The organism is Coriobacteriaceae bacterium, assembly GCA_025757745.1.
In the GTDB taxonomy this organism is placed as follows: Bacteria; Actinomycetota; Coriobacteriia; order Coriobacteriales; family Coriobacteriaceae; genus Collinsella.
The window spans coordinates 2,260,565-2,275,890 of sequence record CP107217.1 but is presented as its reverse complement, the minus strand read 5'-3'; the positions used below and the strand labels follow the sequence as shown (position 1 = coordinate 2,275,890).

The window sequence follows — 15,326 nt, the reverse complement described above, 5'->3', positions numbered from 1 at the left end:
AAAACAGACTAATTTGGGGATAAATGACCACTTACGCCAAAATAAGTAGCATTTAGCGATAAAACATTGAAAAATGTGTAGCACATCGCTATGTTTTTATTACGAAAAGATTCCAAATTGGCTTATTTCGGACTCACTTTTCAAGCGCCTTGCGGTTCCTGTTGAAACTTGCTGACCTTTGGATGGGTCGAATAGGTCCTCAAGGGGTGTGAATTATCACTTTGACGGCGCGTAGACTCAAATGATTTATTGCACTTTTGAGTAGCTTGGCGTTCGCGCTTGTCATAGCCCTTGCCGTTGTTTCTTTTGTGCCTCGCGCATTTGGATACACGCCCTTTGCTGTGCTTTCGGGCTCTATGGAACCCGAGCTTCCCGTTGGCTCCATGGTGTTTGTCCGCCAGGTTGAGCCAACGGATATTGCCGTGGGCGACAATGCAACCTTTTACCGATCGGACGGCGCCGTGGTGACGCACCAGGTGTACGAGATCGACCCTGTGGCGCAGACGATTAGCACGCAGGGAATCGCAAACAAAAATGCAGATGGAACCATCATGCACGATGCCGAGCAGACGCCTTTTTCGAGTGTTATCGGCACTGTTTCTTTTTGTGTCCCTTACCTGGGCTTCGTCAACGCATATTGCACGACGATGCCTGGTTTGCTTGTTGTGGTGGCCGTTCTGGCGCTGCTGATCACGGCGTCGATAGTGCTCGATCGGATGGTTCCCGACGAGCCTGCGGGCAAGCATGCCCGCGTGCATGCGAGGGAGCGGCGTTCATAGCGGCAGGGAAAAGCGTCGGCGGCGGTAGGGGGCCGTTGCCGGGGAAGACGATTCTCGAAAGGAAGAGAACGATGGAAAACAAGAAGAAAAAGCGCTACGGCATCATTGCCGCCCTGCTGCTGTTGGTGCTGGCCGCCGGCGTTGGCACCTATGCATGGCTGACGGCTACGCAGAGCCTGGAGAACGTGTTTACGGTCGGCAGCTTTGGCCCTACGGACAAAAAACCTGATCCGACTGATCCCGAGAAGCCCGGCGACCAAACGAATGACGGCAAAGCCTACCTGTTCGAGACCAAGTGGGTTGAAAACTCCAAGATCGTTCCTGGCACCACCACCGACAAGAACCCCAACGTTGGCATCAAGAAGGGTTCCGACGACGCCTACGTGTTCATCTATGTGAAGAACGCCATGGTCAAGGAAGGCACCGCTCACGAGAACATCCCGTACTTCGCACTCAACAACAACTGGAAGCCGGTTGACGGTCAAGTGACCACCTCTGCCGGCGGAAAGTATCTGAGCGGTCTGTTCATGTACGCTAAAGGTTCCACGAACGGCCCTGCTGTCCTGAGCGCTAAGGATGCTGCCGCGGATGTCTACACCGGCGAGCTGTTTAGCAAGGTCGTGTTCCCCAGCACCCTGGATGGCTCCATGGTTGCTGAGAACCCCAAGATGACGGTCTCTGCTTACATCTTCGGCGCCGATCAGAAGGGCGAGGAGACCACTCCGGCCGCCAACGCCGTTGCTCAGGCTAAGACTTGGGCAGAATCCAAGAAGTAACCCCCCCCACTGAGATCCCGGCCCGCCCCCACCCCTATATTCGGGCCGGGATCTCGGTCCCCCCTATCGACGACTGGCGAACGTAATGCTCAACAATCTTTCCGACAATCAGAAACGCACCTTGGCGCTTGCCGCGATGGCGCTGTTGGCCCTGGCGTGCCTGTGCGGCACGCTGGCTTTTACCGTTGATATGGTTCCGGCGAACAACGTTCTATCGTTTGGCAGCGTGAAGGTACGAGTCTGCGAATACACCCTCAACGAGCAGGGCGAGGAGATTCCGTTTGAGCCCAACGAGCACGGGGACTATCCCGACACCAAGGCCGGGGGTTCTGACATCAGCCGCATTGTGCGCGTGGAGAACGTCGGCACGCAGCCTGAGTACGTTCGCGCGCGTCTGCACATGACGTCAGTGGCACCCGACGGCTCGTGCGCGGATGCCTCGGGCAACGTTGCGTTTCATGTGGACGCGGGCGAGGGGTCCCCGTGGATCGATGGCGGCGATGGGTGGTACTACTACCGTGGATTGGCCGGGCGTGGCGGCACGCTCGACCCCGGCGCCATGACGGAAAGCCTCATGGACTCGCTGCGCTTTGTGGACGACTACCACGATGCCGCGCGCGGCGGCTCCTTCAGGCTCGATATCGATGTGCAGGCCGTGCAGGCCAAAAACCAGCAGGAAAGCGATACCGTCCTCGACGTGCTTGACGTCGCGGGCTGGCCGGAGGCGAACTAGCCTATGAAGATCAAGAACATGAACCGGGGCGTGCTTAGCAGGCTAGTTGCCGTCGCGGCGATTGCCCTTTGCTGCGTTATGGCGCTGCCGACGGCGGTGCATGCCGAGGATGTGCCCGAGGCCAAAACCGAATTCCACATCAAAAACGAGGCTGACTTTTTGGTGTACGTGGCGCTGTCGCGCGAGCGCGATACGTCCGGCTGGCACGTTTATCTCGATAACGATATCGTGCTTAATGATGACGACATGAAGACCATTGTCTCGCACACCGTTAAGCATCTGTCGTTTGGCAACAAGGAGCATCCGTTTAAGGGCGTGTTCGATGGTCAAAACCACACCGTTGAGGGCCTGAACTACGATAAAGACGCTTTTGACCCCGAGCGCGATACGGGATTTTTTGCCGAGACCAACGGTGCCACCATCAAAAACTTCCTGGTCAAGGACGCCAACGTGTGGGCGGACTTCCGCGGTGGCATTATCGTGGGCAAGGCCGTCAATACGCGCTTCGAAAACGTTATGGTCATGGAGAGCACGCTGCACGTGACCTGCGCCAACAATGCTCTCAACCTCATTACCAACGCAGGCTTTGAGGGCGGTCTCATCGCCGGCGAGCTCGACGGCTGCACCCTCTACAACTGCGAGGTCCGTGGCGGCCGTGCCGTCAACAATACGACCTCGGGCGTGCAGGCGCTCGGCGGTGAGGGTCTGTATATGGCGGCGTTTGCCGGCTACGTTAAGTACTCGACTATCGAGTACTGCCGCGTGACGCCGACGCGTAAGGACGACGGCTCGATTGCCGAGAAGGGCATGACCGACGTCACCAATAAGTACGACGTGGCTATTGGCGCCCTGGGCGGCAACAACGTGTACGCCTCGGGTTTTGTGGGCTGCATGGCGGGCGAGGCCAAGATTATCGACTGCTTCTCGACGGCGCAGTGCTACAGCTATGCCGCGTCATATGTGGGCGTCGTCGCCGTGACGCGTGCGTGGACAGGCGGCCTGGCGGGCCGAATTTTGACCGCCGAGGGCAACGAGCTCGTCCGCAGCCATTTTGCGGGCGATTTGAGTTCGCGCCAGTACAATCCCATCGCCGTGATCCCCATCATTCAAAACGATGTGAACCTGGGCGGCATTGCCGCGCGTGCCAACAAGGATGATGCCACGGTCACCGAGTGCTACTTTAAGCCGAGTGTGAGCCTTTCTGGCAACAGCCAGGGCAACCCTGCCAAAAAGAAAATCCCCTCGTTTGGTGGCGACGGCACCACTAAGGGCGATGGCTATGGTCCGTGGGATGACGAACGCTACACCACGCGCGAGCTGTGGGAAGAGCACGACTACGACTTCTGTGCCGGCACCATGCGCTCGACCGCTAACGACAAGGCCCTGGGTGCCCCGCACCCCAATGAGTGGGCGATGGATTACAAGCTGAAAATTCCCGTGCATGGCCAAAGCGTTAAGGCGACGATCGATTTTCCCGGTGCGGGCACCGCGACAATTACGGCAACCAAACTCGGTATTGATCAGGCGACCTCGGATCCGTATGCCTTTGCCGTGAGCGCCGTGCTGGCGGGAACGGCTCAGGGTTTGGCCCAGGGCGATACATCGGTAACGTTTAAGCAGGATACCTCCGCAAAGCCTGATGGCCTGACCAAGGAGAACGGCGGCTACCGTTTTATGGGCTGGTTCCGCGAGCCCGGGGTTAAAGTGAACCGCATCGATCATGACAACAGCTGGTTTAACGGCAAGACCGATGACCCTGCGGTGGCTGCCGGCAAGCAGGTCCAGAAGAGCGAGGCGCACGAGAAAACGTCAACCTATACCGCCGATAATGCCAAGGGGGCCGACGGTTTTAAGGGCAACGACCTGTTTATCGCTTCGTACGAGGCGCAGGTGCTGTTCTATAACGTTAAGGGCGAGACGCTTGATTGTAAGAGTGGCGCCGCGCACGACAAGTCGACGGATTGGTATCGCTATGGTGTCGGTTTAAAGCCGGCTGCCCCTGCGGACCGCGGTACTCTGTCTGCCAGTGCCACCTTTATCGGCTGGACGACGCAGCCGAGTGACGAGGCTGGGATGAACGGCGGCTATGCGGCCATTACCTCGACCCAGCTCGCCGAGCTAAAAAATGCCGGCGCGTTCTATCCTGCCGGTACCGAGATTACCGTGCTTGGCCCGACCGACTTCTATCCGGTGTACAGTGACTACGTCTCGAACATCATGACAGTGTTCGAGGGCAATGAACAGGATGAGCTTGAAGATAAGACCCAGCGTGTCGGCGTGGGCAACACCCATGTCGATGTCCAGACTTCCGAGGATGGCGCCAGTGTCTATACAGTGCAGGTGCGCGGTGTAGACAATAAGCCCTTGTCCGATGGGGGCGCGTTGCCTGACGGCTACCGCTTCCTGGGCTGGTACGAAAACAAGCAGACTGCCGATGGGTCCGAGGTCGAGGTGCGCGTAAGCCGCGACCCCAGTTACACGCTTCCCGACAATGTGGACCTGACCGTTCCGCATACCTATACCGCGCGCTTTGAGTACCGCGTGGATTATTACGTCAAGTCTATGACGAACGATGCCTATAAGGAATCCAGACTCCTCTGCTCTGTGTGGAACGGGTACCAAACCTCGTTCAACGAGCAGGTCGGATCGAGCTACGTGCGGGAGAATATCGTGCACTGGGATCCCGAGCACGTCTATCACGGACTGAAGGAAAACTATAAGGACGAATGCAATGAGGGGCGCTTTGGGGCAGAGACACTCATCGTGGCGCCTTTGAAGGCGTATTCGCATACGGTCAAAAACGATACAGGTGCGGATACCCGAAAAAATGTCATTGCCGATACGGATTTCCCGGGTTCGGGCACGCTGGATGACGAGTGGGTCGCAGGAGCGCTGAAGTTTTACTTTAGGCCGGCGAGCGAGCGATACCGCTTAAATTTCTGGACCCTCGAGCGTCAAGGCGGATACTGGACCTGCGTGGGCAACCCCGTTCAGAGCGAGATTGGCATCGATTCGGAGTATTACATGCGCGCCATGGTGACGACAAGCGTCAGCTTTTATGGCAAGGGCGGTGCCTCGGTTAAGAGTGTCACGCGACGCTATGAGGCCCCGTTGCTGCTGGGCTCCGATAGCACCTACACCTATAAATATCCGTTTATCCATACCAATCAGACGGTAAACGATAAGCCCGAGGGCGGAAAGAAGGGCGACGTCAATCCCAATCTGACGCTTGAAGCCTCTCCGACCGATGCCGACATGGCCGTGGATGGCTATAAGTTCCTTGGTTGGATTTCGACCGCCGAGGTCCAGAAGGATTCTGACGTCTGGAACTATATCTATGATGTTGCCGGTGACCCCTATGTGACAAGTGATCCGGAAAAAGCGACGCCGTACTTGGCGACCAACGCGTCCAAGGTTACCCAGTGGCAGGATGCCTATCCCGTGTACATAAAGTACGACGTTAGCTACACCACCAACCTGCACCGCAAGGGCTTTGACGGAACTAATGGGGTTAACGTACCCAACTGGGATATCAAGCCCACGCTGACCACGCAAGACGACGGGTCTGTGGTGGCTACGGTGAGCCCCGACATTACGACGACGGTGTATGCCGACGGTACTGGTGGCGCCTATCAGCTTAAGAAGCTCGAGATCGAGCTTTCCGACGGAACAGTAAAGAAACTTGAGCCGACGGGCGAGGGCGGCAATGCCTATTCCTATCCCGTGGAGCCCGGAAAGCCCTATACGTTTGTGGCCTACTACACGCCCATTGCGGTGGTGTATCATCTCAACGACTCCGACGTTGACGGCAAGCTTGCCCAAGAGGGCGATAAGCTCGGTGACCTTAAAGATGGCATGCCGCTGCCAACGTATAACATTGGAGACATCGATGCTGCAACGGGCGCATACAACGCCTTCGTAGGTTGGACGGATAATAAGCCAGAGCCTAGCAGCGGTTATGTCGTTTGGTCGGACGGCGTTTCCATGGTGACTAAAAACACGGTGGTCAACGCCCCCATGGAGCTGTACCCGGTCTACCGTGCCAGCGCGGTAATTGTCCAATCGAATATCGATGCTAATCTGGATGATCCCTATGCCGTGCGTTCTCTTTCGCGCACCGACTCTGGCGATCAAATTTCGCTGGAAGTAAGAGCTACAGCTGAGGTTGTCGACAAGGATGGCACCAAGTACGACTTTGTCGGCTGGTCGCGTGACTATGAATCCGATAGTAAATACACTCTGATGACCGAAGACGATAAGTATCCCCTCGAGGGTAGTGAACCCTTTAAGGGCGCGACGTATACCGCGGTGTACAAGGTCACGCCGTATAAGGTGCGCTATCACAGCGTCGACGGGGCGGTCATCTTTACGGCGACGGTCGACTCGGGCGACGAGCGCGCGCAGGACGGTAAGCCTGGCTTTGTCTACACGGTCGATGTTCCCAAAATGGACGAGAGCGGCAATCCTGTGATGGAGCAAAAATCCGTGGCGTACGACCCGGACGCCCACTCCAAGATCGTCGCGCTGCTCGATGAACAGGCTGCTGCCAATGGCGATAAGCGCGAGCTCTTCTTGGAGTGGCGATATGTGGGTGCCGATGGCACTGCAAAGTCTTGGGATGAGTTCAAGGGCGAGCCAGTCAAGGGTGACATGGACCTGTATCCTGTGACGTATCGCGTGGTTGCCAACGATACGTCTGATCCCGCGAGCCCCGTAACTATGACCGCGCAGCTTAAGTGGCTGCTCGATCCCGCCGCGGCCAACACCGTCGGTGACAGTGCCGACAATGCGCCGTTTAAGGTCTGCTTTGCCAAGCCGTTTATGGGGACGCAACTGACTGTTACGGTAACGCAGGCAAGCTACGGCCCTGGTGCAGAGGGCGTTTCTGCGGCGGAAAAGCCTGTGAACGGCAAGTTTGTCTCGCTCTACAGTCTGGGTTCGGGTGGCGGCTCGTTCGACCTGGTCAACCGCCTGGAGTCCAAGAAGACAGGCGAAGGCGAGCAAGGTCCCGGTAATGCCGTGTTCAAATTTACCCAGAATCATGCGCTGACGATCGTTAAAAAGACTACCGACGCCAGCGCAATGGGGCAAACGTTCCGCTTTAAGGTAACGCGAAAGGCGTCGGAGGGTTCTCCTGCCGAGACGCGCATGGTCGAGGTGAAAGTTAGCGAGCAGCGCGACGAAAACGGTGAGGTCTGGTATGTCGGCAGCGTGCAATTTGCTGCTCCGGCGGGCACCTATACCGTCGAGGAAGACACGGCTTGGGCATGGCGCTACGAGGGTGAACTGAGTACGCCGGGCAAGGCGCCCGGCAAATCTGCCGAGCTCATCATCTCGTCTGCCTCGAGTGCGGGCGACACCGTGGTGACGTGCGTCAACACGCGCGCGAATGACAAATGGGTCGATGGTGGCTCGCGTGCCAAGAATGTTTGGAAAAACGGCACGCTGAAGAAGGAGGACTAGGATGACTAAGCGCAAGCAAATCGTCGCCCTCCTTGTTGGCGTTCTCCTGTTGGCTGGCGCTGCCGGTACCTTTGCGTGGCTTTCGGTTACGGGCGTGCTGGTCAACGAGTTTGGTTTTGGTTCGGTGGCGCCCTCGGTAGATGAGAAGCTCGATGGCAATGTGAAGAGCAACGTCATGATTACAAACAACGGCTCGGCCCCGGCATACCTGCGTGTTGCGGTGGATATCTACTGGCAGGACCAGAATGGCGCGCGCCTGTGGGATGAACCAGTTGCCGGCACCGACTACGTCATTGCGTGGGGCAGTGTGTCCAAGGCATCTGCTTCTAACACCGCCTCGTCTTGGGTTGTCGCGTCCGACGGGTACTACTACTGGACGTCTCCCGTTGCTCCGATGGGCAAAACCGATGTGCTCATCAAGAGCGTGACTGAGCAGAAGGCAGATGGGAAGAACCTGGTCGTTGACATTTCGACCCAGGCAATTCAATCCACGCCCGGCGATGCAGCTGCAGAGGCATGGGGCTGTGCAGTCAAGGATGGCGTGCTGGTGCCGCCGCATGGAGGTGCGTAAGTATGGCCTCTCCGATTCGTAAAGACGTTGCGTGTTTCTTGCATTGCGTGATGGCGGCAATCGTCTGCCTTATCGCGCTCGCCGTTCCTGCACGTGCGTTTGCTGACATTCCCACGATTGCCTATGACGGAAATGCACGCCAGCTAACGGTATCGGGAGCGACGGACTCCTCGGGGGAGCCCGATCTGTTTCCAGCCTTTAAAGATCTAATGCCCGGCGATGTACGCGAGCAACAGATTGGGGTTCGTGCCACGGGTGTAAAGTCCCAGGTACGTGTGTTTGTGCGGGCTGTTGTCGATCACGAGACGGCACATCTGCTGTCGCCCATTACCCTAACGGCGTCGGCGGCCGATGCGTCTGCCGGTTGGCTCCAGACGGGAACGCCGGGCAGCGTGTTTGCCTATCCCACGCAGGTCGCAACGTTTACGAGCGATGGCAGCACGGTACTCAATTTGCAACTAAGTGTCCCGACGTCGGTGGGCAACGAGCTTGCCGACGCAAACAAGGCAATTCGCTGGGAAATCACCGCCGAAGACGATGGCGAGAAGATCCCCGTACAACCTGCTGGCAGCAAGAAGCCCGGCTTGCTTGGTCTGGCGGCAACGGGCGACAACACGCTCGCTTTGCTTTTGGTGTTGCTGGCGCTTGCCATCATCGCTTTTATAGCCGCGCTTCTTTTGTCCCGGAGGAACAAGCGCTAGGTCCATCTTCTAAACGCAACGCCCTCCCGGGCGGCGGGCACGAAGTTCCCTGCTCTACAGTCCTGCGCAAGACGAAGGCCACATTAAGTGGCCTTCTTTGCGTGCGGAACTCGCGATGAACTTCGTGCCCGCCGCCCGGGAGGGTGTCTCTTTATTGATAGAAGGCCTAATAAGCTGATGATTTTATGCCTGGATGTATTCGGAGTGGGACGGGCTTTCCGGATGGGCGGGGTTTCGGAAAGTGTGTCCCAGAATCGGCGCTCAGAGTGGTCCCCACTTTCCGTTTGATGTCTTGTCCGGAAACTACGTCCCGGAATTAAGGCTTGGAATGGGATGCACTTTCCGCTTGAGAGCCTTAGCGGAAAGTGCGACCCGGAATTTACTCTTGAAGTGGGATGCGCTTTCCCGACAGGCCCTCAAGTGGAAACTGCGTCCCATTCCGAAGGCAGATTCCGGGATACACTTTCCGAATACAAAGAAGGCCACTTAATGTGGCCTTCAACTTATATATGTTGCGGATGCTTTCATGACAAGCCGCGCTTCAACACCGAGGCGTCTGCCCGGCGACGCGGAATGTAAGGTTCATCGCGAGTTCCGCACGAGCCGGAGAGCACTTAATGTGCTCTCCGTGCGAGCAGGACTGTCCGAGCAGGGAACCTTACGTTTCGCGCCGCCGGGCAGACGAACCAGTTAAGACGTGTCGCTACTTGATCTTGGTCGTACCCGGTGCCAGGTTGGGGTCGGTCTCGTTGGCCTCGGTCTGGAAGTGCTCCGTATAGACGTTCTTGCCGTCGCGGAACATCTCGTAGTACTGCATCTTGGCGTAATCCTCGCGTGCCTTGGTGGCAGCCGCGGCGGCGTCGTCGTCACCGGTGACGTTGGAGGAGAGCGCCCAGCGCAGGCTGGCGTCCTCGTAGCCCACCGAGTTGATGGCGGGCAGCGACTCGCGCAGCGTCATGTGCGCTTTCTGGTAGTCGGAGAGAGGTGCGCCGATCAGCTGCATCAGCTGGGTGGACAGATAGTTGGTGGACAGGTCATCGACCTCGCTCGTCTGGTCGCAGCCGGCAACGTCGTAGTTGGCCCAGATGATGTAGTCGGTCTGCCACAGGCGCTCTTGATGCGTAGCGTCGTCCTCGCCGGTAAACCACTTATCGTTGAACTTGGACGGGAAGAACGGCTGGTGATCGCCCCAGAACACCACGACCATCTTGCGGTCGAGCTTGCTCAAGGCGTTGAGGAAGTAGCGCAGTGCCTGGTCGGACTGCTCAATGCACGAGACGTACTCGTCGACATCGGAGAGCGTGCCGTCCTCGACGGTCTTGGTGTCCAGGTCGGTCGTGTCGATGTTGAGGTGCATCTGCTTGTCGACCGGCAGCAGACCCGTATCGTAGCCCGAGTGGTTCTGCATGGTTACGTCGAAGATGAACTGCGGATCGGCGTTCTGGTCGAGCAGCTCAAGAATCTTGTCGTAGGTTGCCTGGTCGGTCACCATGCCGCGCAGGGTGTCGGCGCCCTGGAAATCGTTGATGGACAGGAACTGGTCAAAGCCAAAGTCCTTGTAGACGTTCTCGCGGTTCCAGTTGGTCGCGTGGTTGGGGTGCATGGCCGTGGTGGAATAGCCGAGCGACTTGAACTGCTCTGCCAGGTTCCCGGTCGTTTCCATGTTGTAGATGGTGTAGGGGTACACGCCCGAGCCCAGGTTGGCCATGGAGTTGCCGGTCATAAACTCAAACTCGGTATTGGCGGTACCGCCGCCGTAGGCGCTCACGTAGAGCTTGCCGCGGCTGAGGCAGTTGGACAGGTTCTTAAAGTACTGCGGGCCCTCGTAGCCGGCGCGCATGTTCTGATAGATGGACAGGTCCGAGAAAGTCTCGTTCATGATGGCGATGACCGTGGGCTTCTCGCTGTCGAACTGCTCCTTTGCGGCGGCGCGCTCGTCGCTCTTGGCGGCATCGGACTTGTCGTAGGCCTTGGCGTACTTTTTGAGCGTGGCCTTGGCATCGTCGACGGAGTAGTCGGCGGGTTTGGGCGGCTTGATGGACTGCGCCGCGCTAATGAAAGCGGGCAGGTAGCCCTCGCGCCAGTAGCTCTCGAGCGGACGCCAGGTGTAGACGGTTATACCGAGGGTGTTGTAGTAGTCGATGAGCGTGACGTGCGCGGTCACACCGCCCAGGCACAGCACCGCTACGAGCAGGTTGGTGAGCAGCATGCGCTTGGCGTTGGCGGCGCCCTTCTGGCGATGCGGCGCGACCAGGCTGGCGTACTCGCACAGCAGCATGGCGATGGCGGTAAAGCCCATGGACAGCACGCAGAACAGCGAGATGGAGAAGGTGTAGCCGGTGCCGGCGACCGCGGCGGCAGTGGAGATGGCCGAAAGGTCACCCGGCTGGATGGGCATGGATTTAAACGTGATGACGAAGAACTCGGCAATGCCCAGGACAAAGAGGGCAAAGGCCAGGACCGCGGGAGCTGCGCCGTGGCGCTGGAACAGGAAGAACAGGCCGGTCATGAGCACGGTGATGATGGCCCACTCGAGCAGGATGCATAGGGGGTAGACCCAGGTAAAGTCGTGGTTGGACGAAACCTCTATGCCCAGCAGCGCAAAGACGCCGGCGAGCAGCAGGCACAGGACGGCGGCGACGAGCGGTTTGCCCACAAAGGCGCCGCGCAGGCGGGCGAGCTTGCCGGTGGGGGCGGGGGCGTCGGGCTTGGCGAACGCAAAGACGCGCGGGGCGATGCGGTCGCGGGCGATGCTGGCCCAAGCGCAACCGGTGAGAATGGCATTGGTCAGGATGAGCATCACAAAGGCGAGCGGCTCGTTTTGCGCGACGAGACCAATAGCGCCCCAGACGGTCAAAAAGACCTGGAACAGACCGAAGGCGACGCTCCAGGCGATAGCGCCCTTGGCAACGGTGCTCGACTGTGCGCGAATGGCCTTGGCCTCGCGCAAGACAAGGTAGACGGTCGCCGCAAGACCGACGAGCGAGATGGCGGCAGCGAACATGCTGAGACTCCTCACAAACTAAAACCTACGAAAGCGGGGGTTTACCCGATTGTTACCAAGATATGCGCTGCAATTGGTGGCTGCGCACAACAACCAGCCATATTAACGCGCGCGTGTGGCGGTGTGGCGCAATGTAGTGGCGACCTGCGCGATAATGGACGGGAATTACACGGAAACGTAAAGGCTTCTTAAAGAAATGGCGAGGGCAGGGCGATGAGCGAGCAGATTTGTATGACGGGCGCCGAGTACTGCGACGGAGCTGTGGGCGTGGATACGTGTGGCTATCCGGTCGAGACGACGGGCAATGCGGTGCTGGACACGTTGGAGCACCGTTCCTCCACGCGTGCCTTCGCGCGTGATGACGACGACCGCCCCGTGGCGGTGACCGACGAGCAGCGGGCGGCGATTCTGCATGCGGCGAGCCGTGCGCCGTCGGCAGGCGCCATGATGATGTATTCCATCGTGAGCATTCGCGAGCAGGCTACGCTGGATCGTCTGGCCGACCTGTGCGACCACCAGCCCATGATCGCCAAGGCGCCTTGGGCACTAATATTTGTGGTCGACTATGCCAAGTGGATCGATCTGTTTGAGCATGTGGGTTGCTTTGAGCCCGAGTTTGTAGAGCGTACGGGCAAGGCGCCCCGTCGTGCACCGGGTCTGGGCGACTTTGCCATCGCGGCGCAGGACGCCGTGATCGCCGCCCAAAACGCCGTGGTTGCCGCCGAGGCCCTGGGGCTGGGGAGCTGCTACATCGGTGATATCGTCGAGAATGCCGAGGAAGTTGCCGAGCTGCTCGATCTGCCGCCCTATACCATGCCGCTGTCGATGCTCATCATCGGCACGCCCCGTAAGGAGCGCCCGGCAATCGCGCACCCCGTGGTGAACCTGGTGCACGAGGAGCGCTACTGCCGCGCGGATGCCGCGACCATGGACGCGCAGGTGGCCGAGATGGACGCGATGTTTCGCCCGCATGCCCGCGAGGTGGGGGAGCGCGTGGTGGATATCTACACCCGCAAACACACCAGTCCCTTTATGGCCGAGATGAGTCGCTCCATGGAGTGGTGGTTCAAAAACTGGCTCGGAAAATGACGAATGTGACAAAGGGGGCGTCCCTTTGTCACATTCCATATCGCCGCGGTGGCCTAAAGGCCGCATAAATGTTTATCTAGCTGGGAAAACGGTGCCATTAAAATATGGGCTGATTACATATAATCCCGTCGAACGTTAAAATTGGGAGGAAACCGGCTTATGGAACAAAAGGCAAAGGAAGTAGCCTCGCACGCTGCGATTCCTGTGAGCATCTCGGCGATGCTCGTCACGCTGGGCGTGGTGTATGGCGATATCGGCACCAGCCCCATGTATGTAACCAAGGCGCTCGTTGCCGGCAACGGCGGCATCGGAAGCGTCACGCAGGAGTTCGTGCTCGGCGCGCTCTCCCTTGTCGTGTGGACGGTCACGCTGCTGACGACCGTCAAGTACGTGCTGATCTCGCTGCGCGCCGACAACCACGGCGAGGGCGGCATCTTTGCCCTGTACAGCCTGGTCAAGCGCTGCGGCAAGTGGCTCATCATCCCCGCCATGCTGGGCGGCGCGGCGCTCCTCGCCGACGGCATCCTGACGCCTGCCGTTACCGTCACCACGGCCATCGAGGGCCTGCGCACCATCCCGGCGGTCCATGCCGTGCTCGGTGACGACCAGGGTCGTGTCGTCGCCATCACGCTTGCCATCATCATCGCGCTCTTCTTGGTGCAGCGCATCGGCACGGCCAAGATCGGTCACGCCTTCGGCCCCATCATGACGCTGTGGTTTTTGTTCCTGGGCGGCACGGGCCTGTTCTTTGTCTGCCAGTATCCCGCGGTGCTGCTGTGCCTCAACCCGTTGCGTGGCATCGCTTTTCTGCTGAGCCCCAACAACCATGCGGGCATCATGATTTTGGGCAGCTGCTTCCTCGCTACCACCGGTGCCGAGGCGCTCTATTCCGACATGGGCCATGTGGGCCGCGGCAACATTTACGCCACCTGGCCGTTCGTTAAGTGCTGCTTGCTGCTGTCCTATATGGGCCAGGGCGCTTGGCTTATGAACAACGCTGCCAACCCCGAGCTCATGGGCATTGCCGACCTTAACCCGTTCTACCAGATGCTCGCCCCGGGCCTGCGTCCGTTTGCCGTCGGCCTTTCAACCATCGCGGCCATCATTGCCTCGCAGGCGCTCATTACCGGCGCGTTCTCGCTGGTGTCCGAGGCCAGTCGCCTGGACCTCATGCCGCACATGCAGGTCTTCTATCCGGCCGAGACCAAAGGCCAGCTCTACATCCCCATGGTCAACAACGTCATGCTTGTCGGCTGCGTCATCGTGGTGCTGCTGTTCCAGAACTCGGCTCATATGGAAGCCGCCTACGGCCTTGCCATTACGCTGACTATGATGTGCACCACGCTGCTGCTCTTCTTCTACCTGCACGAGGAGCGCAAGCTCAAGGTTGCTCCGTGGATCTTCGCGGCCTTCTTCCTTTTGCTCGAAGGCTTCTTCTTCGTGAGCTCGCTCACCAAGTTCTTCCACGGCGGCTATTTCACCATCCTTATGGCCGCGCTCATCATGGGCATCATGGTGTGCTGGTACAACGGCACGGCGGTCGAGCAACGTCAGTTTACGCTGCTGCCGCTGCGCAGCTATCTGCCGCAGCTCAAACGCCTGCGCGACGACGATCGCTACGAGCTCATGAGCGACAACATCGTGTACCTGACCAAGGACACCAACACCGACTATATCGACCGTGATATCGTCTACTCGATTTTGGATAAGCACCCCAAGCGCGCTCGTGCCTGGTGGTTCGTGAATGTTGAGACCATGGACGAGCCGCATACCTTTGCCTACTCGGTCGAGACGTTCGGCACCGACTACGTATTCCGCGTGCATCTGTACCTGGGCTATAAGATCAACCAGCGCGTCAATGCCTACCTGCGCCAGGTTGTTCAGGACCTGGCTGCCAGCGGCGAGCTGCCGGCGCAGACGCACGACTACTCGGTTTACAAGGATCCGGGCAACATCGGTACGTTTAAGTTCGTCATGATCCGCAAGCTGCTGGCGCCCGAAAGCGACGTGGAGCCCAGCGAGCGTACGGCCATCACGCTCAAGTACATCATCCGCCGCGCCGCCGGCACGCCTGCGCGCTGGTACGGCCTGGAGAACTCCAACGTGAGCTTTGAGTACGTGCCGCTGTTCACCAAGTTTAAGGCCGTGAGCAAGATGCAGCGCCTTGCCCCCAACGAGCGCCCGTAGCCGACGGAGACTACACGGAGTTG

General features: G+C 58.8%; 9 protein-coding genes. 8 read left to right on the top strand and 1 reads right to left on the bottom strand.

Annotation, left to right across the window (positions count from 1 at the left end):
- The first annotated feature begins 266 nt into the window (after positions 1 to 266).
- The 6 genes from OGM60_09925 to OGM60_09900 all read left to right on the top strand — a co-directional run bounded on the left by OGM60_09925 (position 267) and on the right by OGM60_09900 (position 9,023).
- Positions 267 to 779 (top strand): signal peptidase I, encoded by a 513-nt coding sequence (locus OGM60_09925; GenBank protein UYI99186.1) that lies wholly within the window; start codon positions 267 to 269, stop codon positions 777 to 779.
- A gap of 71 nt (positions 780 to 850) precedes the next feature.
- The gene (locus OGM60_09920; GenBank protein ID UYI99185.1) at positions 851 to 1,555 is read left to right on the top strand and encodes a SipW-dependent-type signal peptide-containing protein; all 705 of its coding nucleotides are present in this window, start codon (positions 851 to 853) and stop codon (positions 1,553 to 1,555) included.
- A gap of 85 nt (positions 1,556 to 1,640) precedes the next feature.
- Positions 1,641 to 2,288 (top strand): hypothetical protein, encoded by a 648-nt coding sequence (locus tag OGM60_09915; GenBank protein ID UYI99184.1) that lies wholly within the window; start codon positions 1,641 to 1,643, stop codon positions 2,286 to 2,288.
- Positions 2,289 to 2,291: 3 nt separating this feature from the next.
- Positions 2,292 to 7,751 carry a hypothetical protein gene (locus tag OGM60_09910; GenBank protein ID UYI99183.1) on the top strand — a complete coding sequence of 1,820 codons (5,460 nt, stop codon included), beginning with the start codon at positions 2,292 to 2,294 and terminating at the stop codon, positions 7,749 to 7,751.
- A gap of 1 nt (position 7,752) precedes the next feature.
- Complete coding sequence (locus tag OGM60_09905; protein UYI99182.1) at positions 7,753 to 8,322, top strand: hypothetical protein; 570 nt, start codon at positions 7,753 to 7,755, stop codon at positions 8,320 to 8,322.
- Between the two features lie 2 nt (positions 8,323 to 8,324).
- Positions 8,325 to 9,023: a hypothetical protein gene (locus OGM60_09900; GenBank protein UYI99181.1), complete on the top strand. Its 699-nt coding sequence runs from the start codon at positions 8,325 to 8,327 to the stop codon at positions 9,021 to 9,023.
- 703 nt (positions 9,024 to 9,726) lie between these two features.
- Here OGM60_09900 and OGM60_09895 read toward each other — a convergent pair.
- The gene (locus tag OGM60_09895; protein UYI99180.1) at positions 9,727 to 12,027 is read right to left on the bottom strand and encodes an LTA synthase family protein; all 2,301 of its coding nucleotides are present in this window, start codon (positions 12,025 to 12,027) and stop codon (positions 9,727 to 9,729) included.
- Between the two features lie 213 nt (positions 12,028 to 12,240).
- On the opposite strand from OGM60_09895, the gene OGM60_09890 reads away from it, so the two are divergent.
- Both OGM60_09890 and OGM60_09885 read left to right on the top strand, forming a co-directional pair.
- On the top strand, positions 12,241 to 13,116 hold the full coding sequence (locus OGM60_09890; protein ID UYI99179.1) for a nitroreductase family protein: 876 nt from the start codon (positions 12,241 to 12,243) through the stop codon (positions 13,114 to 13,116).
- 159 nt (positions 13,117 to 13,275) lie between these two features.
- Positions 13,276 to 15,303 carry a KUP/HAK/KT family potassium transporter gene (locus tag OGM60_09885; GenBank protein ID UYI99178.1) on the top strand — a complete coding sequence of 676 codons (2,028 nt, stop codon included), beginning with the start codon at positions 13,276 to 13,278 and terminating at the stop codon, positions 15,301 to 15,303.
- Positions 15,304 to 15,326 lie beyond the last annotated feature (23 nt).

Bases quoted from the DNA above. Each gene is read 5' to 3' on its own strand.
- OGM60_09920 (UYI99185.1), top strand. From the start codon at position 851: ATGGAAAACAAGAAGAAAAAGCGCTACGGCATCATTGCCGCCCTGCTG.
- OGM60_09915 (UYI99184.1), top strand. From the start codon at position 1,641: ATGCTCAACAATCTTTCCGACAATCAGAAACGCACCTTGGCGCTTGCC.
- OGM60_09910 (UYI99183.1), top strand. From the start codon at position 2,292: ATGAAGATCAAGAACATGAACCGGGGCGTGCTTAGCAGGCTAGTTGCC.
- OGM60_09905 (UYI99182.1), top strand. From the start codon at position 7,753: ATGACTAAGCGCAAGCAAATCGTCGCCCTCCTTGTTGGCGTTCTCCTG.
- OGM60_09900 (UYI99181.1), top strand. From the start codon at position 8,325: ATGGCCTCTCCGATTCGTAAAGACGTTGCGTGTTTCTTGCATTGCGTG.
- OGM60_09895 (UYI99180.1), bottom strand. From the start codon at position 12,027: ATGTTCGCTGCCGCCATCTCGCTCGTCGGTCTTGCGGCGACCGTCTAC.
- OGM60_09890 (UYI99179.1), top strand. From the start codon at position 12,241: ATGAGCGAGCAGATTTGTATGACGGGCGCCGAGTACTGCGACGGAGCT.
- OGM60_09885 (UYI99178.1), top strand. From the start codon at position 13,276: ATGGAACAAAAGGCAAAGGAAGTAGCCTCGCACGCTGCGATTCCTGTG.